This window comes from Micromonospora sp. NPDC047793 (assembly GCF_040642635.1).
GTDB lineage: Bacteria > Actinomycetota > Actinomycetes > Mycobacteriales > Micromonosporaceae > Micromonospora.
In genome coordinates, this window is record NZ_JBEYSG010000006.1 from 338,609 (window position 1) to 359,777 (window position 21,169).

Consider the following 21,169-nt stretch of genomic DNA (forward strand, 5'->3'; position numbering starts at 1 on the left):
GCGCCTGGCCCGGTCGACCGCAGATATCGTCCGTCTTCACTATCGACTGTGAGCGATAACAGATCCTTAGTCAAGATGTAACACCGACGACTTGCGCGGGGCCGGATCACGCGCCCGGACACGACGAAGCCACCGCCCGACGGGGCGGCGCGGACGCGTCGTCCACGCCGGGCGGTGTGGCGGCAGGGATCGAGCCGATCACCGTCGACGCGGCGGGTGCGGCGGGCCGCCCGCGCGGCGACCGCCCGCCCCGGCGGCCCCGCCCCGAACACCGAGCAGGCCAGGGTCGGCAGCGATGATCCGGTCGCGCATCGGGCGGCGGGCGAGCGCGGCCAGCGCCTCGTCCACGAGCACGTGCAACGGCATGGACAGCTCGGTCTCCAGCTCGCGGGTCGCCGTGGTGGTGGCGGCGACCTCGGCCCGCAACGCCGGCAGGACGCGCCGCCCCTCGTCGGTGAGCGTGACCATCCTGGTGCGCGCGTCGCGGCCGGGGATCGCCTCCACGAGCCCGGCACGCGCCATCGCGGCGACCGTCTGACTGGCCGCCGAATGGGTCACGTCGATCGCCGTCGCGACGGCCCGGATCGAACACGGCCCGTCGTCGGCCACCACCAGGAGCACCGGCGCGAACCGCGCGCGCAGACCGGGGAGGCCGATCTCGGCGTACACCTGGCCGATGCCGCCGTCGAGCAGCTCCATGAGCGTCGCGAGTCTCGTGCCGAGGACGCCGGGACCGGGATCGGAGGTTGCCATGGCGGGTACTGTAACAGCGCTGTCATATCGCGAGGAGCGCACATGATCGAGCCGTACGACACCGGGATGCTCGACGTCGGCGACGGCAACCAGGTCTACTGGGAGGTCAGCGGCAACCCCGAGGGCGTACCCGCCGTCGTCCTGCACGGCGGTCCCGGCAGCGGCAGCACGACCCGGCACCGACGGGCACTCGATCCGGAGCGGTTCCGCGTCGTGCTCTTCGACCAGCGCAACTGTGGGCGCAGCACGCCGTCGGCGGCCGACCCGAGCACCGATCTGAGTGCCAACACCACCGCCCATCTCGTCGCCGACATCGAACGGCTGCGCGAGCACCTCGGCATCGCCCGCTGGGTGGTGTACGGCGGGTCGTGGGGCGCGACGCTCGCGCTGGCGTACGCGACGCACCATCCCGACCGGGTACGCGGCATGGTGCTGGTCGCGGTGACCATGACCCGACGCTCCGAGGTGGACTGGTTGTACCGCGGCGGGGGCCGGTTCTTCCCCGAGGCGTGGCAACGATTCGTCGCCCACGCCGGCGTGCCGGGCTACGCGCTGCCGACCGACAGCCAACCACCGATCGAACCGGTCCTGCTGCGCTACGGCCAGCTCCTCGCCGACCCGGACCCGGCGGTACGGGCCCGGGCCGCAGCGCAATGGTGCGCATGGGAGGACGCGCTCATCTCCGAGGAGAGCAACGGCCAGCCCGGCCAGTACTCCGCCGGGGAACTGCGACAGCGGCTGACGATGACCCGCATCTGCGCGCACTACTTCGGCAACGGCGCGTTCATGGCCGACGGCGAGATCCTGCGCGACGTCCCGAAGCTGACCGGCATCCCCGGTGTGCTGGTGCACGGCCGCAACGACGTGAGCGGACCGGCGATCACGCCGTGGGAGATCGCGCAGGCGTGGCCCGGGGCACGTCTGCACGTCGTCGGGGACGCCGGGCACACCGGCAGCGAGACCATGCGGCGCGTCCTGTCCGAGGCGGCGGACACGATGGCGCGCACCTAGCAGGCCCGAACCCCCGCCACAGGGGAAGCGGGCGCGTGCGTCGGTGCCGCCCAGCGGAGGGGCGTCACCGACGCATCGCGGACGGCGCGGTCAGAAGCCCCGGGCGAGGCGGTAGTACGCCTGGTTCCAGCGAAGCTCGTCGGCGAAACGACGAGACTCGGTGTTCGCGTCGATGACGACCAGCTCGGTACGGCTCATCTCGGCGAGGTCGTGCAGTTCCTCCACGCCGACCGCGTGCGAGAGCACGGTGTGGTGCGGGGCACCGGCGGTGATCCACGCCTCGGCCGACCCGGCCAGGTGCGGGCGTGGCCGCCACACCGCCCGGGCCACCGGCAACCGGCGCAGCGGCTGCGGCGGGGGCACCACGTCCACCTCGTTGGCGACCAGCCGGAACCGCTCCCCCATGTCCGCCAGCCCGAGCACCACCGCCGGTCCCGGCTCGGCGTCGAAGACCAACCGGACCGGGTCCTCCCGACCGCCGATGCTCAACGGGTGGATCTCCACGTTCGGCTTGTCCGCGGCGATCGTCGGGCACACCTCCAGCATGTGCGCGCCGAGGATCAACTCCTCGCCCGGCGTCAGGTCGTAGGTGTAGTCCTCCATGAAGGAGGTGCCGCCCTGCGCGCCGGCCGACATCGCCTTGAGCGTGTGGACCAGCACCGAGGTCTTCCAGTCACCCTCGCCGCCGAAGCCGTAGCCGTCGGCCATCAGCCGCTGCACCGCGATGCCGGGCAGTTGGCGCAGGCCGCCGAGGTCCTCGAAGTTCGTGGTGAAGGCCCGGAACCCGCCCGCGTCCAGGAAGGTCCGCATCCCCAGTTCCAGCCGTGCGGCGTACCGCAGCGAGTCGTGTCGCTCACCGCCGGGACGCAGCTCGGCGGCGACCCGGAAGGTGTCGTCGTACTCCTTGACCAGGTCGTCGATCTGCGCGTCGGCGACCTCGTCGACCACCCGCACCAGGTCGTTGACCCCGTAGGTGTTCACCGAGACACCGAAGCGCAACTCCGCCTCGACCTTGTCCCCCTCGGTCACCGCGACGTCGCGCATGTTGTCGCCGAACCGCGCCAGGCGCAGGGAACGCATCGCCGACCAGCCGATCGCCGCCCGGGTCCACGAGCCGACACGGGTGACCACGCGGGGGTCGCTGACGTGGCCGGCGATGGTCTTGCGGGCCACCCCGAGCCGGGTCTGGATGAAACCGAACTCCCGGTCGCCGTGGGCGGCCTGGTTCAGGTTCATGAAGTCCATGTCGATCTCGTCCCAGGGCAGCCGGACGTTGGCCTGGGTGTGCAGGTGCAGCAGCGGAGTACGCAGCGCGTCCAGACCCGAGATCCACATCTTCGCGGGCGAGAAGGTGTGCATCCACGCGATGACCCCGACCGCACCCTGCACCGCGGCGTCCCGGCAGACCTCCAGGATGTCCGCGCTGGTGGTCAGCACCGGCTTCCAGACCACCCGGGCCGGGATGTCCGGCGAGTCGTCGAGCAGTGCGGCGATCTGACGGGACTGCTCGGCCACCTGCCGGAGGGTGTCCTCGCCGTACATCGCCTGGCTTCCGGTGAGGAACCAGACCTCGGGTTCAGGATGCGTTGCCATGGGAGTTGCCTTCCGCGAGAGGGGCGGTCACTTGTAGCGGATGCCGATGAGGCGCTGGAGCAGGATGAACGCGAAGAGCAGGCCGCCAATAACGATCTTGGTCCACCAGGAGTTGAGGCTACCGTCGAACGTGATCAGCGTCTGGATCACGCCGAGCACCAGCACACCGAGCACCGTGCCGAAGACGTACCCCGAACCGCCGGTGAGCACCGTGCCGCCGATCACCACGGCCGCGATCACGTCGAGCTCCATCCCGATCCCGATCAACGGCGCCCCGGAGAGCGTGTAGAACGAGAGCAGGATCCCGCCGATCGCCGAGCAGAGACCGCTGATCGTGTAGACCGCGATCCGGGTACGCCCCACCGGCAGCCCCATCAGCAGCGCCGACTGCGGGTTGCCGCCGATCGCGTACACGTTGCGACCCAACCGGGTGTACGCCAGCACGTACGCGCCGATGAGCACCACCGCGAACGCGACCAGCACGCTCACCGAGACGAAGTTGCCGCCGGGATCACCGATCCGGTGCTGCGCCATCGTGGTCCAGAAACCGTCGGTGATGCGGATCGACGAGTCACTGATGAACGTACACATGCCCCGGGCGAAGAACATCCCGGCGAGTGTCACGATGAACGGCTGGATGTCGAAGAAGTGGATCGCACAGCCCATCAGGAACCCGAGCGTCGGCCCGATGAGCAACGCGATGACCAGCACCAGTAGCGCGGGCAGACCCGACTGGAGCAGCCACGCCGAGACCATCGCCGTCATCGCGACCACCGACCCCACGGACAGGTCGATCCCGCCGGTGAGGATCACGAAGGTCATCCCCACCGCGACGACGAGAAGGAAACCGTTGTCGATGAAGACGTTGAAGATGACCTGGACGTTCGAGAAGGCCCGGTACTGGGACACACCGATCGCGTACATGACCAGCAGCAGGGCCAGCGTGGCCAGCACCGGCACGTGCCGCCGGGGCAGCCGCGCCCAGCTCGGCCCGGTGGTCAACGACGTACTGCTCATGCCGTCACTCCGCTTCGCTGCATGCCGCCACGAGACTCCATCGCGCTGAACCTGATGATTCGCTCGCTTTGCTCGCTCATGCCGAAGCCTCCTCCTTCTGGCGCTGCGGCGTCGGGGCCGGCGGGGGTGGGGTGCCGCGCTTGCGGCGGTTGAACGTGGCGCGGAACGCCGGTGCCTGGATGAGGCAGACTGCGATCACGACGACCGCCTTGAACAGCAACGCCGTCTGCGGCGAGATGTTCATGGCGTACACCGTGGTGGTGAGCGTCTGGATGATCAGCGCGCCGAGGATGGTGCCGCTGAGATAGAACCGTCCGCCGGCCAGGGCGGTGCCCCCGATGACGACCGCGAGGATGGCGTCCAGTTCCACCCAGAGGCCGGCGGCGTTGCCGTCGGCACTTGACACGTTGGCCGTCATCATGAAGCCGGCGACCGCCGCGCAGGCCGCGCTGACCACGTAGACCAGGAAGACCATCCGGCCCGACCGGATGCCGGCCAACCGGCTGGCCTCCCGGTTGCCACCCACCGACTCGATGATCATGCCGAGCGCGGTACGGCGGGTGAAGGCCGCGACCAGCAACGCCGCCCCGAGCGCGATGAAGATCGCCAACGGCAGGGTGAGGAAGTGACCCAGACCGATCGCCCGGTACGGGCCGGAGTTGATCGTGATGATCTGACCCTCGGTGATCAACTGCGCCAGTCCCCGACCGGCCACCATCAGGATCAGCGTGGCGATGATCGGCTGAATACCGATCACCGAGACCAGTACGCCGTTCCAGGCACCGAGGACCAGTGCCACCCCGAGCGCCATCGCCAGTGCGGTCGCCACCGTGACGAAGCTGTTCTGGTCGGGTGCCTGACTGATGTGCAGACAGGCGATGGCGCCGCTGATGGCGCAGATCGACCCGACCGAGAGATCGATGCCGCCGGTGGAGATGACCAGGGTCATGCCGAGCGCGACCAGGATCAGCGGCGCGCTCAACCGGAGGATGTCGATCGGGGTCCCGTACAGGTGGCCGTTGTTCATCTCGATCGACAGGAAGCCGGGGCGGTAGATCGTGTTCGCCGCCAGCATCACCACCAGGACGGCGATCGGCCAGAACAGCCGGTGCCCGAGCAGGGGCTTGATCCGTTCGCTCATGACGGCACTCCGCTTCGCTCCGTGCCGCCATGAGGCACCACCGCCCTGAGCCCGCCGATTCGCTCGCTCCGCTCGCTCATGACGGCACTCCGCTTCGCTCCGTGCCGCCATGAGGCACCACCGCCCTGAGCCCGCCGATTCGCTCGCTCCGCTCGCTCATGACTCAACCCCTTCCCGCTGGGATCCGCTGGCGATGGTCTGCATGACCCGGTCGGCGTCCACGGTGTCGTCGTTGGTCAGGTGCGCGACCATCTCCCGGTCCCGCATGACGGCGATCTTGTGGCTGAGCCGGAGCACCTCCTCCAACTCGGCGGAGATGAACAACACCGCCATCCCGCCGTCGGAGAGCTGGACGACCAACTTCTGGATCTCCGCCTTGGCGCCGATGTCGATGCCACGGGTCGGCTCGTCCAGGATGAGCAGTCGGGGCTCGGTGATCAGCCACCGGGCCAGCAGCACCTTCTGCTGGTTGCCGCCGGAGAGGTTGCGGACCGGCGTCTCGGGGTTGGGCGGGCGGATGCTCAACGCCTTGATGTACTTGGCGACCAGCTCGTCCTGGCGACGCCGTGGGATGGGTCGCAGCCAGCCACGGGCCGCCTGCATGGCCAGGATCATGTTCTCCCGGACCGACAGGTCCCCGATGATCCCCTCGGCCCGGCGGTTCTCCGAGCAGAAGCCGATGCCGTGGTCGATGGCCTGCACCGGGTTGCGCAGACCGGTCGCGTTGCCGCTGACCGCCACCTGGCCCCGGTCGGCGCGGTCCGCGCCGAACAGCAGACGGGCCACCTCGGTACGGCCGGAGCCGAGCAGGCCGGCCAGGCCGACCACCTCCCCGGCGTGGATGGTCAGGCTGAACGGGGCGACCGCGCCCTTGCGCCCGAGGTCGGACACCTCGACGAAGGGCGTGCCGTCCTCCAGGACCGCCAACTCCCGCCGGGGCTGCTCCTCGATGCGTTCGAGGACGTCGAGCTCCTTACCGATCATCTTCTCCACCAGCGCGAGCTGCGGCAGCTCGGCGGTCGGGTACTCCCCCACCAGCGTGCCGTTGCGCAGCACGGTGATCCGGTCGGCGATGCCGTACACCTGGTCGAGGAAGTGCGTGACGAAGAGGATGGCGATGCCCTCGTCGCGTAGCTGCCGCATGATCCGGAACAGCTGCGCCACCTCACCGGCGTCCAGGCTGGAGGTCGGCTCGTCGAGGATGAGCACCCGGGCCTGTACGTCGATCGCCCGGGCGATCGCCACCATCTGCTGCACGGCCAGCGAGAAACTCGCCACCGGCGCGCTGACGTCGATGTCGAGATCCAGGCGGGTCAGCAGAGCCCGGGCCCGTCGCCGGACCTCACCCCAGTGCACGGCGCCGAAGCGACGCGGCTCCCGGCCGATGAAGATGTTCTCCGCCACCGAGAGGTTGGGGCAGAGGTTGACCTCCTGGTAGACGGTGCTGACTCCGGCCGAGGCGGCCTGCATCGGTCCGCTGAAGGCGACCTGCTCGCCGTCCAGGGTGATGGTGCCCTCGTCGATGCCGTAGACGCCGGTCAACACTTTGATCAGGGTCGACTTGCCGGCGCCGTTCTCGCCCATCAGGGCGTGCACCTCACCGGGGTAGAGCCGGAAGTCGACGTTGTGGAGTGCACGCACCCCGGGAAAGGACTTGCTGATCCCGGTCATCGTCAGGACCGGACGGCTATCCGTCATCCCATCAGATCCTCTTCTGGGTTCTCGCTGTACGGAAGGGCCACGGAGCCCCCGTGGCGTCCGCCCGGTCAGCCGTGGGGCCGACCGGGCGGACGTGGCACGGGGGTCTCGGGCCAGGCGCCCAGTCCGTCGGGAAATGGGCGACGCGGCGGGGCCGCCACGTCAGCGCGGCGACCCCGGGCGTCGATCAGTACTTGCGGTTGGGCAGGGCCTCCTTGGCCTGCTCCTGGGTGAAGGTGGTCTCCTCGGTCTCGATCCTCGGCTGCACCTCCTCACCCGCCTTGACCTTCTTGGCCAGGTCCATCAGCTGTGGGCCGAGCAGCGGGCTGCACTCCGCGATGAAGTTGAACTTGCCGTCGGCCAGGGCCTGCATGCCGTCCTTGACCGCGTCGATGGTGATGATGGTGATGTCCTGGCCGGGCACCTTGCCGGCCGAGGTGATCGCCTCGAGGGCGCCCAGACCCATGTCGTCGTTGTGCGCGAAGAGCACGTCGATCTTCGGGTGGGCCTTCAGGAACTGCTCCATGACCTGCTTGCCACCGGCCCGGGTGAAGTCACCCGACTGGGAGGCGATGACCTTGAGCTTCGGGTCGGCCGCGATCGCCTCGGCGAAGCCCTTCTTGCGGTCGTTGGCCGGGGCCGAACCGGTGGTGCCCTGGAGCTCGACGATGTTCACGTCGCCGCTGGCGGCCTTCTTCTCCTCGACCAGCCACTCACCGGAGAGGCGGCCCTCCTTGACGAAGTCCGAGCCGAGGAACGTCTTGTACAGCGACTTGTCCGCCGAGTCCACCGCGCGGTCGGTCAGGATGACCGGGATGCCGGCGTCCTTGGCCTCCTTGAGCACGGTGTCCCAGCCGGACTCCACCACCGGCGAGAAGGCGATCACGTCGACCTTCTGCTGGATGTAGTTGCGGATCGCCTTGATCTGGTTTTCCTGCTTCTGCTGGGCGTCGTCGAACTTCAGCTCGATGCCCGCCTCCGCCGCCGCCTCCTTGATGGAGTTGGTGTTGGCGGTCCGCCAGCCGCTCTCCGCGCCGACCTGGCTGAAGCCCAGGACGAGCTTGCCGTCGTCGCCACCGGCGTCGCTACCGGTGTCGCTGTTACCGCAGGCCGCCACGCTGCCGGCGAGCAGCACGGCGGCGGCGACCGCGATGGCGCGACGACGCGCCATCGGCATTCGCATGTTCCTCATCGGATCTCCTCGAGTGGGTGCGGTTGTCCACGCCCCCCGCCGTGCTGCACGGGTGGCCTGAGTCGGTGGTGCGGATCCTGTGCGGGTGGTGCGAATCAGGTCGCGGGTCGCCGGGACCCGCGACCGGTCAGGAGCTCGCCGGAGGCGAGGGGCGTTGTCCGTAGACGTTCTGGTAGCGGTCGTAGAGCGCGTCGATGTCGGCCTGCGCCATCGGCACCGGTTGCCCGAGCGCACGCGCCAGGTGCGCGGTCCGGGCGACGTCCTCGCACATCACCGCGGCCTTGACCGCGGCCCGGGCGTTGCGCCCGATGGTGAAGACGCCGTGGTTCTGCATCAGCACCGCGGGCGACCGGTGCCCGGTGAGGGTGCTGACGATGCCCTTGCCGATGTCGTCGCCGCCGATCAGCGCGAACGGGCCCACCGGGATCTCCCCGCCGAACTCGTCGGCCTGCGCGGTCAGGTGGCAGGGGATCGACTCGCCGCGCGCCGCCCAGGCGGTGGCGTACGTGCTGTGGGTGTGCACGACGCCGCCCACCTCGGGCATGGCACGGTAGACGTACGCGTGCGCCGCGGTGTCGCTGGACGGCGACAACTCCCCCTCGACCGGTGCGCCGTCGAGGTCGCAGAGCACCATGTTCTCGGCCGAGAGGTCGTCGTAGTCGACGCCGCTGGGCTTGATGACCATCAGATCGTGGCCCGGCACCCGCGCGGAGACGTTGCCGGCCGTCCAGGCGACCAGCCCGTAGCGGGTCAGCTCGCCGTGCAGCCGGGCGACGCCGGCACGCAACTCGGTCACCAGTGCGGTCAGGTCGTCGCTCATGCCGGCACCTCCACGGTCTCCTGCGGCGACCCGGTCGACTCGACCGCCGCGTTGCGGATCGCCCGCAGGCGCAGCATCACGTCGTTGGCGCCACGACCGAAGTGGTCGTGCAGGGCGCGGTACTCGGCGTAGAGGGCGTCGTAGGCGCGTACCCGCTCCGGGTCCGGCTGGTAGACGGCCTCGTGCACGCGGCCCATGGTCTGCGCCGCCTCCCGGACCGAGGGGTACGCACCGGCGGCGACGGCGGCGTGGATCGCCGAACCGAGCGCCGGGCCCTGGGCCGAGCCGATGATGCCCAGCGGCCGGTTGGTGACGTCCGCGTAGATCTGCATGAGCAGCTTGTTCGAGGTGAGCCCCCCGGCGATCACCAGGTCGTCGACGGGCACGCCGGCGTCCACGAACGCCTCGACGATCATCCTGGTGCCGTACGCGGTCGCTTCGAGCAGCGCGCGGTAGACGTCCTCCGGGCGGGTGGCCAGGGTCAGACCGACGATCATGCCGCTCAGGTCGTGGTTGACCAGCAGCGACCGGTTGCCGTTCCACCAGTCCAGCGCCACCAGGCCGTGGGCGCCGACCGGCTGCGCGGCGGCCAGCTCGGTGAGCCGCTCGTGCGAGTCGAGCCCGGCCGGGGCGGCGTGCGTGACGAACCATCCGAAGATGTCGCCGACCCCGCTCTGCCCCGCCTCGTAGCCCCACGCGCCGTCGCTGATGCCGCCGTCGACGACACCGCACATGCCGGCCACCTCGGCCGGGACGGTGCCGTTGACCACGTGGCAGGTGGAGGTGCCCATGATGGCCACCAACCGGCCCGGCTCGATCGCCTGGGCGGAGGCCGCGGTCACGTGCGCGTCGACGTTGCCGACGGCGACCGCGACGCCCTCCGGCAGCCCGGTCCAGGTCGCGGCGGTGGCGGTGAGCCCGCCCGCCTTCGCGCCCAGGGGCAGGAGCGGACCGTCCAGCTTGGCCGTGAAGTCGCCGAAGTCGGGGTTGAGCGCGGTCAGGTAGTCCGCCGACGGGTAGTTACCGTCCTGGAGGATGCCCTTGTAACCGGCGGTGCAGACGTTGCGGGTCTCGACGCCGCAGAGTTGCCACACGATCCAGTCGGCCGCCTCGACGAAGCGCTCGGCCCGGCGGTAGACCTCCGGGTCCTCCTCCAGGATCTGCAGGCCCTTGGCGAACTGCCACTCGGCCGAGATCTTGCCGCCGTAGCGGCCGATCCAGGGCTCCCCCCGCTCGTGGGCCAGCGCGTTGATCCGGTCCGCGTGCGGCTGGGCGGCGTGGTGCTTCCAGAGCTTGACCCAGGCGTGCGGGCGCTGGCGCAGCTCCGGCACCTCGCACAGCGGGGTGCCGTCGGCGAGCGTCGGCAGGACCGTGCAGGCGGTGAAGTCGATGCCGATGCCGATGACGTCGGCCGGGTCGATCCCGGCGGCGGACACCGCCGCCGGAACGGCGTGGCGCAGCACGTCGCGGTAGTCCTCGGGGTCCTGCAACGCCCAGTCGGGCGGCAGCGGGGTGCCGCCGTCCGGTAGGGCGGTGCTGATGACCGCTCTGCGGTACTCGTGCACCGCAGTCCCCAACTCGGCACCGTCGCGGACCCGGACCACCAGGGCCCGTCCCGACAGGGTGCCGTAGTCGACGCCGACGACGTACCGGTCGCCTGCTTCGTCCACTCCGCTCATCTTCACCTCCGGCCGATGACGGACCTCAGTGTTAACGCTCACATCCTGCGCCGTCAAGACACCTGCCGGCAACAGCTCCGTAACGGAGTACACCGAGGAATAGACCGTCGTCAACAGGTTACCGAAGGGTGGCGCGCGGCGACGCCCCCACCCCAGGTCATGCCGCATCCGGCTCATCGGCGCACCGGCCACCGTGGGGCCGGGCACGAACCCCGCCGACGCGAGCCGGGCGCCAGGGGCGCACCGGAGGGTGGGACGACGACCGCACCCGGCCCTCTTCGGCCTGCTGGGACGGCGTGCCGGACCGGTCGGACCGGAGCGGACGCGGGCGCGCGACGACCGCCGCACGATCACCGCGCGGGGCGCCCCGCGCCGGAGCGCCGCACCCGGACCCGCACGGTCTCGGCACCCGGGTACGAGCTGCGCACATCCGTACGGACACCGGGCACCGTGGACGGCACCCGGGAACCGACCTCCGCCACCGTCCGACCGTCGGCGCGGCACCGATCGGCCCCGGCGACCGGTCCGTTCAGCCGACCCTCAAATGAGCGTTAACATTGGCGATTCATCAGACGATCAAGGCAGATCGCGTCCGGCGTCCTTCCACCGCACGCACGCCGCCTTGCCGCAAGGGTCCGTATCCGCATTGACGTGCACGATCACCGCGTCGACGGTCGATGAGAGCGAGGGCAGACCTGCCGCACACACCTCGACCACCCGTCACGAGTGATTTACAGAATTGAATGTCAGCGATAACATTCGCGACATCCATGCTGAGCGTGGCCGGCCGAGGACTCCGTGCGGCCACGGCCGACGGCGAGGGCCGACCGCCGCCGGTCACCGGCGCACCCTCGCCCGGCCGGTGCTCTGCCACCACCGGTGCGCCCACCCGGCGACGCACCACGCACGTCGTACCACCCCCACCACCACACGGGCACCTCGTCGTCGGTCATCGACGGACGACACCTGTTGGCTCCCGTGACCTTGAAGGAGGTCCGCATGCGCGCACGACCACGATGGTTGGCCGTCCTGAGCGTCCTGATGCTGGCGTTCACGGCCGTCGTCGTCGACGGGCTCCACTCGCCGAGACCCGCACAGGCACTCAACAACGGGGTGGCCCGTACGCCACCGATGGGCTGGAACACCTGGAACACCTTCGGGTGCAACATCAACGAGGCCCTGATCCATCAGATGGCTGACTCGATCGTCTCCACCGGGATGCGGGACCTCGGCTACAAGTACGTCGTCGTCGACGACTGCTGGTTCGACCCGAACCGCGACGCCCAGGGCAACCTGCAGGCCCACGCCGGCCGGTTCCCCAGCGGCATGAAGGCGCTCGGCGACTACCTGCACGCCCGGGGTCTGCTCTTCGGCATCTACCAGGTGCCCCGGGAGAAGACCTGCGCCCAGTACTTCGGCGCCTGGCCGGGCTCCACCGGCAGCCTCGGACACGAATACCAGGACGCCCGCCAGTTCGCCGCCTGGGGCGTGGACTTCCTCAAGTACGACTGGTGCTCGCCCTGGGGCACCATCAACGACCAGGTGGCCGGCTTCTCCCTGATGCGTGACGCGCTGGCCGCCACCGGCCGACCGATCGTCTACAGCATCAACCCGAACAGCATCCACGAGAAGACCGGTCCGCAGCGCAACTGGGGCGACATCGCCAACATGTGGCGGACCACCGAGGACATCACCAACTCGTGGAACACCGGGCAGACCAACGGCTACCCGATGGGCGTGCAGAACATCGTCAACGTCACCGTTCCCCTCGCCCCGTGGGCCGCACCGGGCGCCTTCAACGACCAGGACATGATGGTGGTCGGCAACGGGGGCATGAACGACACCGAGATGCGCAGCCACTTCGCGCTCTGGTCGATCATGGCCTCGCCGTTGATCGCCGGCAACGACATCCGCAACGCCAACGCGGCGACCCTGGCCATCCTGCGCAACCCGCAGCTCATCGCCATCAACCAGGACCCGCTCGCCCTCCAGGCCGTGCAGGTGTCCCACGACGGCACCCGCCGGGTGCTGGCCAAGCGGCTGGCCAACGGCGACGTCGCGGTGGCCCTGCTCAACCAGGGCTCGTCCACCACCACCGTGTCCACCACGGCGGCGGCCATCGGCAAGTCCGGCAGCTCCTTCACGCTCCGCGACGCCTGGACCAACGGCACCTCGACCAGCACCGGCGCGATCTCCGCCAGTGTGCCGGCACACGGCACGGCGGTCTTCCGGGTCAGCGGCGGCGGCACGACCAACCCGCCGACCACCTTCCGGTTGCGCAGCGAGTCCTCCGGCCGGTGCCTCGACGTCAACAACGGCGGCACCGCCAACGGCACCGCCACGCTGATCTGGGACTGCCACAGCAACAGCAACCAGAGCTTCACCCAGAACGGCCAGAGCCTCCAGGTGCTTGGCAAGTGCCTGGACGTCTCCACCACCGCCACCGCCGGCAGCCCGGTGCAGATCTGGGACTGCAACGGGGGCACCAACCAGCAGTGGACCTTCAACGGCAACGGCACGGTCAGCAACGTCCGGTTCCCGAACCTCTGCCTGGACGTGAACAACAACGGGACCGCGAACGGCACCACGGTCCTGGTCTGGAACTGCCACACCGCCGCCAACCAACGGTGGAGCCGGGCCTGACCCGGACGGCGCGAACCCGTCGCCCGGCGTGACCGGGTGACGGGCCGGGCGGGTGCCCCGACACCCGCCCGGTCCGCCGTGCCCGGACGTCGACACCCCGGCGGGTACGCCCCGACGCGGCCAACGTCCGGGGGTGCGCGCGAGACGGGCGTCGACCGGTACGCCGGCACTCAGCCGCAGCGGGCGGGCGGCTCGCGGCGGGCCGTCGTGGGTGTGGCACACCGGCCGGTGATGGTGTCCTGCGGCACCGGCGCGCAGATGCCCAACGGGTCGTCGAGCAGCGGGGCGAACCCGAGTTCGGCCGCGCCGACCAATGTCGCGTCGTCACCGAGCGCGGCGGTACGCAGGCGCACGCTCTCCCGGGCCACCGGCAGCACGTTGCGGGCTATCCGGCTGCGCACCTGGGCCGCCGCACCCGGGTACACGTCGCACAGCATCCCGCCGAAGACGACCATGCCGGGGTTGAACAGGTTGATCAGGTTGGCCACGCCGATGCCGAGCCAGTCCCCGATCCGTCGGAACGCCTCGCGGGCGACCGGATCGCCGCGATCGGCGTCGTCGGCAACCGACCGGATGGCCGCCCGGCCGACCATCTCGGCGGGGCGGCCCGCGACGTCGAGCAGGGCCCGCTCACCCACCTCCGCCTCCAGGCAGCCGGACGAGCCGCAGCCGCACGGCCGTCCGTCGTACGGGTTCACCACCATGTGCCCCAGCTCGCAGCCGTAACCGCCGTCGCCGCCGAGCAGCCGTCCGCCGACGATGATGCCCCCGCCGACGCCGACGTCTCCGTGCAGGTAGATGAGGTTGTCGAAGCCGACACCCGCGCCGCGCCGCTGCTCGGCCTGGGCGCCGAGATGGGCCTCGTTGCCGACCGCGACCGGCAGGCCGAGCCCGAGGCGGCGGCCGAGTTCCGCGCCGAAGTCCTGGTCCACCCAGCCCAGGTCCGGTCCGAAGCGGACCATCCCGTCACCGGGCCGGATCATCCCGCAGTACGAGGCGCCGATGCCCACGCATCGCGCCTGCGGCGGCGCGGCACGGTGCAGTTGGCGACCGAACCGGGCCAGGACGGCCACCACGCGGTGCAGGTCCGGCCCGGCGCGCGGGCGTACCGCCTCCCGTCGGTCCAGGATCGCCCCGCCCAGCCCCACGCGGGCCGCGACCAGCCGGTCCACCGCCACGTCGAAGGCGAGCACATAGAACCGGTCGGCCGAGGGCCGGACCATCAGCGAGGGGCGACCGGCGCGGCCGGTATCGGTCGGCAGTTCCTCGTGGACCAGGCCCGCCCGGCTCAACTCGGTGGTCAGCGCCATGATGGTGCTGCGGTTGAGGCCCATCCGCTCGGCCAGCCCGGCGCGGGACGTCGGGCCACCGAGGTGCACGTGCCGCAGCAGCGTGCCGGCGTTGCGCCGACGGATCTCCTCCTGGACCAACCCGACCTCCGGCATCAGCGACGGGACGTACGGCCGACGGGAGGGAGTGTGTCCACTCAGTGGGACGACGTCAAGCGCGGGTCGACCGTGGACCGGTCGACCCGCGCCCGTCGATCAGCGACTCGCGCCGGCACGCCGCTTGTTGTAGACGTCGAAGGCGACGGCGACGAGCAGCACCAGTCCCTTCACCACCGACTGCATCGACTGGTCCACGCCCATCAGCTGCATGCCGTTGCTCATCACCGCCATGATCAGACCACCGACCATCGCGCCGACGACCGTGCCGACCCCACCGGTGACGGCCGCGCCGCCGATGAAGGCCGCCGCGATCGCGTCGAGTTCGAACATGTTGCCTGCGGCGGGCTGCGCGCCGTTGGAGCGTGAGGAGAAGATGATGCCGGCCACGGCCGACAGGAAGCCCATGTTGACGAAGATCCAGAAGTTGACGGACTTCACCTTGACGCCCGACAGCATCGCCGCGGGAAGGTTGCCGCCGATGGCGTACACCTGGCGACCGAAGACGGTCCGCCGGGTGAGCATGCCGTAGACCAGCACCAGGGCGGCGAGGATGATCAGCACGATGGGCAGACCCCGGGCGTTCGCGAGCTGCCAGGCGAAGTACATGACCACCGCGCCGACAAGCACCATCCGGGCGACGAACAGCGCGAAGGACTCGACCGGCTGCTGGTAGCGGATGCGCGCCACCCGGGTGCGGAAGCAGCTCACCACGTAACCGGCCACCGCGATGGCGCCGATGAGGAGTGTGAAGGCGTCGTACCCGTCGCCGCCGATGAGTCCGTTGAGGAAGCCCGCGGCGATCCTGTTGTACTCGGCCGGGAACGGCGACAGCGAGATGTTGTCCAGCACCCGCAGGGTGAGACCACGGAACAGCAGCATGCCGGCCAGGGTCACGATGAAGGCGGGAATGCCGACGTACGCGACCCAGAAGCCGTGCCACGCGCCGACCGCCAACCCGACCAGCAGCGCGGCCACCACGCCCATCCACCAGGGTTGGCCCTGCCGGATCACCACCACGGCGGAGACCGCGCCGGTCAACGCGACCACCGAGCCGACCGACAGGTCGATGTGCCCGCCGATGATCACGATGACCATGCCGATCGCGAGCACCAGGATGTACGAGTACTGGAGGACGATGTTGGTGATGTTGCCCGGGCTCAGCGACAGTCCGTCGGTGAGGAACGCGAAGAGCGCGACGATGACGACGAGGGCGACGAAGATGCCGCTCTGCCGCAGGTTGTTCATGATGAACGTACGGGGGTCGCTGCTGCCGACGTGCAGCGCGGCGGCGGGAGCACTCTCGGTCGACGGGCCCTTCGACACCGAGGAGGGCTTGGTGCTGGTCATCCGACGGTTTCCTTGTCCTTCGCCATGAGTTCCATGAGCTTCTCCTGGGTGGCCTCGCCGACCGGCACCATGCCGGTGATCCGCCCCGCCGACATCGTGTAGATGCGGTCGCACATGCCGAGCAGCTCGGGCAGCTCCGAGCTGATGATGATCACCGCCTTACCGGCGGCGACCAACTGGTTGACGATCGTGTAGATCTCGAACTTCGCGCCGACGTCGATGCCCCGGGTCGGCTCGTCCAGGATCAGCACGTCCGGGTCGGTGAAGAGCCACTTCGACAGCACGACCTTCTGCTGGTTGCCGCCGGAGAGCTTGCCCACGACCGACATCACGCTCGGCGCCTTGATGTGCATGTCGCGCCGGCTGGTCTCGGCGACCTTGGTCTCCTCGTTGTCGTGCACCCATCCGAGGTGGGCGAGCTTGCGCAGGCCCGCCGCGGAGACGTTGTGGCGGATGTCGTCGATGAGGTTGAGGCCGTACCGCTTGCGGTCCTCGGTGGCGTACGCGATGCCGTTGCGGATCGCCTCCGCGACGGACCGTGCCCGGATCTCGCGGCCGTGCATGACCAGCCGCCCGGAGATGTCCCGACCGTACGACCGTCCGAAGACGCTCATGGCCAACTCGGTCCGCCCGGCCCCCATCAGCCCGGCGATGCCGACCACCTCACCGGCGCGGACGTTCAGGCCGGCGTTCTGGACGACCAGCCGGTCCTGCGTCGGATGCCGCACCGACCAGTCCTCGATCCGCAGCACCTCCGCGCCCGGTGACGAGACCCGGTCGGGATAGAAGCTGTCCAGGTCGCGGCCGACCATGCCGCGGATGATCCGTTCCTGGGTGACCTCGCCGGAGGCCATCTCCAGGCGTTCCACCGTGCGGCCGTCGCGCAGGACCGTGGTCGAGTCGGCGATGGCGGTGATCTCGTTGAGCTTGTGCGAGATCATGATGCAGGTGATGCCCTGGTCGCGCAGCCGGCGCATCAGGTCGAGCAGATGCGCCGAGTCGACGTCGTTGAGCGCGGCGGTCGGCTCGTCCAGGATCAGCAGCCGGACCTTCTTCGAGATCGCCTTGGCGATCTCGACCAGTTGCTGCTTGCCGACGCCGAGCTGCACCACCGGGGTCACCGGGTTCTCCGGCAGCCCGACCGAGGCGAGCAGTTCTGCGGCCTCGGCGTTGGTGCGGTTCCAGTCGATCAGGCCGCTGCGGCCACGGCGCTCGTTGCCGAGGAAGATGTTCTCGGCGATCGAGAGGTACGGCACCAGCGCGAGTTCCTGGTGGATGATGACGATGCCCCGGTCCTCGCTGTCCCGGATGCCACGGAAGTGCACCGGGGCGCCGTCGAAGAGGATCTCACCGTCGTAGCTGCCGGACGGGTAGACGCCCGACAGCACCTTCATCAGGGTGGACTTGCCGGCGCCGTTCTCGCCGCAGATGGCGTGGATCTCCCCCCGGCGTACAGCGAGGGAGACGTCCTGGAGCGCCGCCACCCCGGGGAAGGTCTTGGTGATGTGACGCATCTCGAGGATGTTGTCGTCCATCTGCACCGTCCTGGCGATCTGTGTCGTGAGGTCTGTCGTGGGTGGTCGATGCGGGTGGGGCTCGGCGGCGGACACCGCCGCCGAGCCCCCGGGGGTGTCGCCGTCAGCTCTTGGCCTGACCGGCGGCGACCTCCTCCGCGGTGAAGTAACCGGAGTCGATCAGCACCTTCTGGATGTCGTCCTTGAAGACGGTCTCGACCGGCAGCAGGTACGACGGGACGACCTTGACACCGTTGTTGTAGGTCTCGCTGTCGTTGGCCTCGGGCGTCTTCTCCTGGAGGAACGCCTCACCGGCGACCACGGCCTGATCGGCCAGCAGGCGGGTGTCCTTGAAGATGGTGGAGCTCTGGATGCCGTCGTCGATCAGCTTGACCGAGGCGATCTCGGCGTCCTGCCCGGTGACGACCGGGATCTCGTCGGCACCCCGGTAGCCGGCGTTCTGCAGCGCGGTGATGATGCCGCGCGAGATCCCGTCGTACGGCGACAGCACGCCGTCGATCTTGCTGTTGTCGTTGTAGCTGGAGGTCAGCAGGTCCTCCATGCGCTTCTGCGCGGCCTCCTGCTGCCACCGCAGGATCGCCACCTGCTCGATCTTGGTCTGCCCGGACTTCACCTTGAGCGTGCCGGCGTCGAGGAACGGCTTGAGGGTGTCCATCGCGCCGTCGAAGAAGAAGTGGGCGTTGTTGTCGTCCAGCGACCCGGCGAACAGCTCGATGTTGAACGGCCCGGTCGCCTCGCCCTTGCCGCCGTCCTTGGTCTGCAGGCCGAGGCCGACCAGGAGGGCGCTGGCCTGGGCCACGCCGACCTTGTAGTTGTCGAAGCTGACATAGAAGTCGACGTTCGGGCTGTCCCGGATGAGCCGGTCGTAGGAGATGACCGGGATCTTCGCGTCGGCCGCCGCCTGGAGCTGTCCGCTCAGGGCGGTGCCGTCGATCGCGGCGATGATCAGCACGTCGGCACCGCGCGTGATCATCTGGTCGACCTGCTGCGACTGGGTCGGGATGTCGTCACCGGCGTACTGGAGGTCGACCTTGTAGCCCTTGGCCTCCAGCTTCTCCTTGACGGAGTTGCCGTCGGCGATCCACCGCTCGGAGGTCTGGGTCGGCATCGAGACGCCGATGGTGAGGTCGGACGGCTTCTCGTCGCTGGTGTTGCCACTTCCGGCACCGTCGCCACTGCACGCCGCCATACTCAGCGCCAGGGCGGCGCTACCGAGAGCGGCCAGAATTCTTCTGCTCACTGGCTTCCCCAATCTGGAACTCGCGCCGTCGCACCGGCTGCGTGGATCGCACTTCGGGGCCCAAGTGTTAGCGCTCACATTGCCCGGGTCAACACCTCGCCGGAAATCCACCGGTCACGTTCTCGTAACGAAGCCGAGGCTCCACCGGTCGGCCGAATCACCCCAGGTCAAGGCGTTGCACATCGAAGGAAGTCGCGCGTTCGCACCGGCCACCCGAATAACATCCATCGAGAGCAGAGAATACGCCAACCGGTGGCCCGGGGCGACGGTCCGGACACCGGCAGTCGCATCCGTCGACACGCAAAGGAAAACGGATCACCCGGTCGACGGACACCCACCCGGCGATCACACAGTGTGACCGGCCGCGCCTCACGCTCCACGACGGACCGGAGGGGCGGGGTCGCACCCGGCACGCCGGTCCGGACTTCACCGCAGGCGCGTCTGCGGCCAGGGGGCGCACGGTCGGTCCCCGTGCCATCACCAGCGCGGTCTTGACATCGCCCAGCCGGACGTCGATGCTCTGCTAAATCAGTTTAGCGCCCGTCCTCCCCCACACCACCGCAACCGGTCCGGGGCGCTGCCACGGGACCCGCCCGCGGCAGCCGGACGCGTCCAACAAGGAGGACCGATGAGACTGCGAAGGACGCTCACCGCCGTGGCGGCGGTGGCACTTCTCGCCACCTCCGGCACGGCCGCGTACGCCGCGTCGAAGGGTCCCGGTGGCAACACCGGGGGCATCCGCAGTGTCACACCGATCACCACCGTCTACACGTACGGCCAGAAGGTCTCCGCCGTCGCCGTCGAGTACCCGCAGACGGTGAACCCCCGCGAGCTCGACAACTCCACCTTCTCGGTCTCCGACACCGTCTACAACTTCCGCTTCAACCAGATGGAAGACCTGCCGAAGCTGGCCGACCGCAAGGTCACCCACACCTACACGAACAGCGCGCCGACCACCCGCGCGGACCGTCGTTCGGTGGACGGTCGGTACGTCATCGTCGAGCTGGACCCCGCCGAGAACCTCGGCTGGACCGTCATCGTCTCCAAGTGCCCGACCTTCCTGTGCAGCGTGAAGGTCAACACCGAGCTGCCCACCCGGGTGACCCAGCGCAAGGACGTGCACGCCCAGCCCGGTAAGGGCAAGGGCAAGGGCCCGGTGCAGGCCAAGGCCGCCCCGAAGACCCCGCGTGGGGTCACCGAGGAGCCGGTGAACCTGCTCGTCGACGACTTCCAGTACGGCTCGTACCTGAGCAGCGGCATGGTGCTGCCGTACCACTACCACCTGCCGAAGAACTACCAGCCCGGCAAGAAGTACCCGCTGATGGTCGTCCTGCCCGGGCACGGCATGGGCTGGGACGGCGACAACCTGGGCGTCCAGATCGCCGCCGACATCCCGGCCACCGCCTGGCTCCAGTCGAGCTGGACCGGCAGCCGCGAGGACGTCATCGTGCTCGCCCCGCAGAACCAGCGGGTCGGCCTGCCCGCCGAGGGCGACCTGCTGATCCGGCTGGTCGACCAGTTCGTCAAGGACCACGCGGTGGACACCGACCGGGTCTACGCCACCACCGTGTCGTACGGCTCCCGGCTGCTCTGGGAGGCGTTCGCGAAGCGTCCCGACCTGTTCGCCGGTGGTCTGGTGACCGGCGGCTTCCAGGTCGGCGCCGACCAGGCCAAGGCCATCGCCGCCGGCGAGGTGCCGCTCTGGATCACCCACGGGGTGAACGACCACCTGCTCAACATCTCGCTCGCCCGCAACACGCACACCGCCCTGCGCGCGGCCTACGAGGCCCAGGGCAAGACGCCCGCGCAGATCGCCAAGCTGCTGCACTACACCGAGTACGGCAACGACGCGTTCTCCCTGCCCGACTACCACGCCGCCTACGGCCCGACGTACGAGGACCGCAACATCCTCCAGTGGCTGCTGGCCCAGCGTAAGGGCTGACACACCGCTCAAGAGGCACCGTCCGGGCTCGCCGGCCGCGATCGATCTCGCGGCCGGCGAGCCTCGTTCGTGGTCCACGCGACCCGAGCGATTGGGGGGGGGGCCGGGGC

15 protein-coding genes are annotated in these 21,169 nt (G+C 69.6%); 3 read left to right on the plus strand and 12 right to left on the minus strand.

All coding sequences use genetic code 11. The features are described from left to right. Positions 1 to 198: 198 nt before the first annotated feature. The gene (locus tag ABZ738_RS16000) at positions 199 to 753 is read right to left on the minus strand and encodes a MarR family transcriptional regulator (RefSeq protein ID WP_176093834.1); all 555 of its coding nucleotides are present in this window, start codon (positions 751 to 753) and stop codon (positions 199 to 201) included. Positions 754 to 795: 42 nt separating this feature from the next. On the opposite strand from ABZ738_RS16000, the gene pip reads away from it, so the two are divergent. Beyond that, positions 796 to 1,764, plus strand: coding sequence for a prolyl aminopeptidase (gene pip, locus ABZ738_RS16005; protein ID WP_131052425.1), 969 nt, complete (start codon positions 796 to 798; stop codon positions 1,762 to 1,764). 90 nt (positions 1,765 to 1,854) lie between these two features. On the opposite strand, the gene araA is transcribed toward pip, so the two are convergent. From araA to araB, 7 genes are all read right to left on the minus strand, one after another. After that, positions 1,855 to 3,357: an L-arabinose isomerase gene (gene araA, locus ABZ738_RS16010; RefSeq protein ID WP_131052426.1), complete on the minus strand. Its 1,503-nt coding sequence runs from the start codon at positions 3,355 to 3,357 to the stop codon at positions 1,855 to 1,857. A 27-nt stretch (positions 3,358 to 3,384) separates the two neighbouring features. Further along, positions 3,385 to 4,374, minus strand: a complete 990-nt coding sequence (gene yjfF / locus ABZ738_RS16015; RefSeq protein ID WP_131052427.1) for a galactofuranose ABC transporter, permease protein YjfF — start codon at positions 4,372 to 4,374, stop codon at positions 3,385 to 3,387. 76 nt (positions 4,375 to 4,450) lie between these two features. Beyond that, positions 4,451 to 5,515 (minus strand): ABC transporter permease, encoded by a 1,065-nt coding sequence (locus ABZ738_RS16020; protein ID WP_131052428.1) that lies wholly within the window; start codon positions 5,513 to 5,515, stop codon positions 4,451 to 4,453. 156 nt (positions 5,516 to 5,671) lie between these two features. Beyond that, entirely contained in the window at positions 5,672 to 7,213 is a 1,542-nt protein-coding gene (locus ABZ738_RS16025; RefSeq protein ID WP_131052429.1) for a sugar ABC transporter ATP-binding protein, read from the minus strand. A gap of 187 nt (positions 7,214 to 7,400) precedes the next feature. Beyond that, the gene (locus ABZ738_RS16030; RefSeq protein ID WP_236145655.1) at positions 7,401 to 8,405 is read right to left on the minus strand and encodes an ABC transporter substrate-binding protein; all 1,005 of its coding nucleotides are present in this window, start codon (positions 8,403 to 8,405) and stop codon (positions 7,401 to 7,403) included. A 127-nt stretch (positions 8,406 to 8,532) separates the two neighbouring features. Continuing rightward, positions 8,533 to 9,225 (minus strand): L-ribulose-5-phosphate 4-epimerase, encoded by a 693-nt coding sequence (locus ABZ738_RS16035; protein WP_357213831.1) that lies wholly within the window; start codon positions 9,223 to 9,225, stop codon positions 8,533 to 8,535. Next, entirely contained in the window at positions 9,222 to 10,904 is a 1,683-nt protein-coding gene (araB, locus tag ABZ738_RS16040) for a ribulokinase (protein WP_131052431.1), read from the minus strand. Before araB ends, ABZ738_RS16035 begins: the two co-directional genes overlap by 4 nt. 999 nt (positions 10,905 to 11,903) lie before the next feature. Between araB and ABZ738_RS16045 the strand changes: the two genes are divergently transcribed. Next, the gene (locus tag ABZ738_RS16045; protein WP_357213835.1) at positions 11,904 to 13,547 is read left to right on the plus strand and encodes a ricin-type beta-trefoil lectin domain protein; all 1,644 of its coding nucleotides are present in this window, start codon (positions 11,904 to 11,906) and stop codon (positions 13,545 to 13,547) included. 170 nt (positions 13,548 to 13,717) lie between these two features. Here ABZ738_RS16045 and ABZ738_RS16050 read toward each other — a convergent pair whose 3' ends face one another. The 4 genes from ABZ738_RS16050 to chvE form a co-directional block, all read right to left on the minus strand. Beyond that, positions 13,718 to 14,992, minus strand: coding sequence for an ROK family transcriptional regulator (locus ABZ738_RS16050; protein ID WP_176093832.1), 1,275 nt, complete (start codon positions 14,990 to 14,992; stop codon positions 13,718 to 13,720). 99 nt (positions 14,993 to 15,091) lie between these two features. Beyond that, complete coding sequence (mmsB, locus tag ABZ738_RS16055; RefSeq protein WP_131052434.1) at positions 15,092 to 16,342, minus strand: multiple monosaccharide ABC transporter permease; 1,251 nt, start codon at positions 16,340 to 16,342, stop codon at positions 15,092 to 15,094. Further along, entirely contained in the window at positions 16,339 to 17,877 is a 1,539-nt protein-coding gene (gene mmsA, locus ABZ738_RS16060; protein WP_131052435.1) for a multiple monosaccharide ABC transporter ATP-binding protein, read from the minus strand. Before mmsA ends, mmsB begins: the two co-directional genes overlap by 4 nt. A 103-nt stretch (positions 17,878 to 17,980) precedes the next feature. Beyond that, positions 17,981 to 19,117: a multiple monosaccharide ABC transporter substrate-binding protein gene (gene chvE, locus ABZ738_RS16065; RefSeq protein ID WP_131052436.1), complete on the minus strand. Its 1,137-nt coding sequence runs from the start codon at positions 19,115 to 19,117 to the stop codon at positions 17,981 to 17,983. A 628-nt stretch (positions 19,118 to 19,745) separates the two neighbouring features. On the opposite strand from chvE, the gene ABZ738_RS16070 reads away from it, so the two are divergent. After that, complete coding sequence (locus ABZ738_RS16070) at positions 19,746 to 21,059, plus strand: hypothetical protein (protein ID WP_131052437.1); 1,314 nt, start codon at positions 19,746 to 19,748, stop codon at positions 21,057 to 21,059. The last annotated feature ends 110 nt before the right edge of the window (positions 21,060 to 21,169 follow it).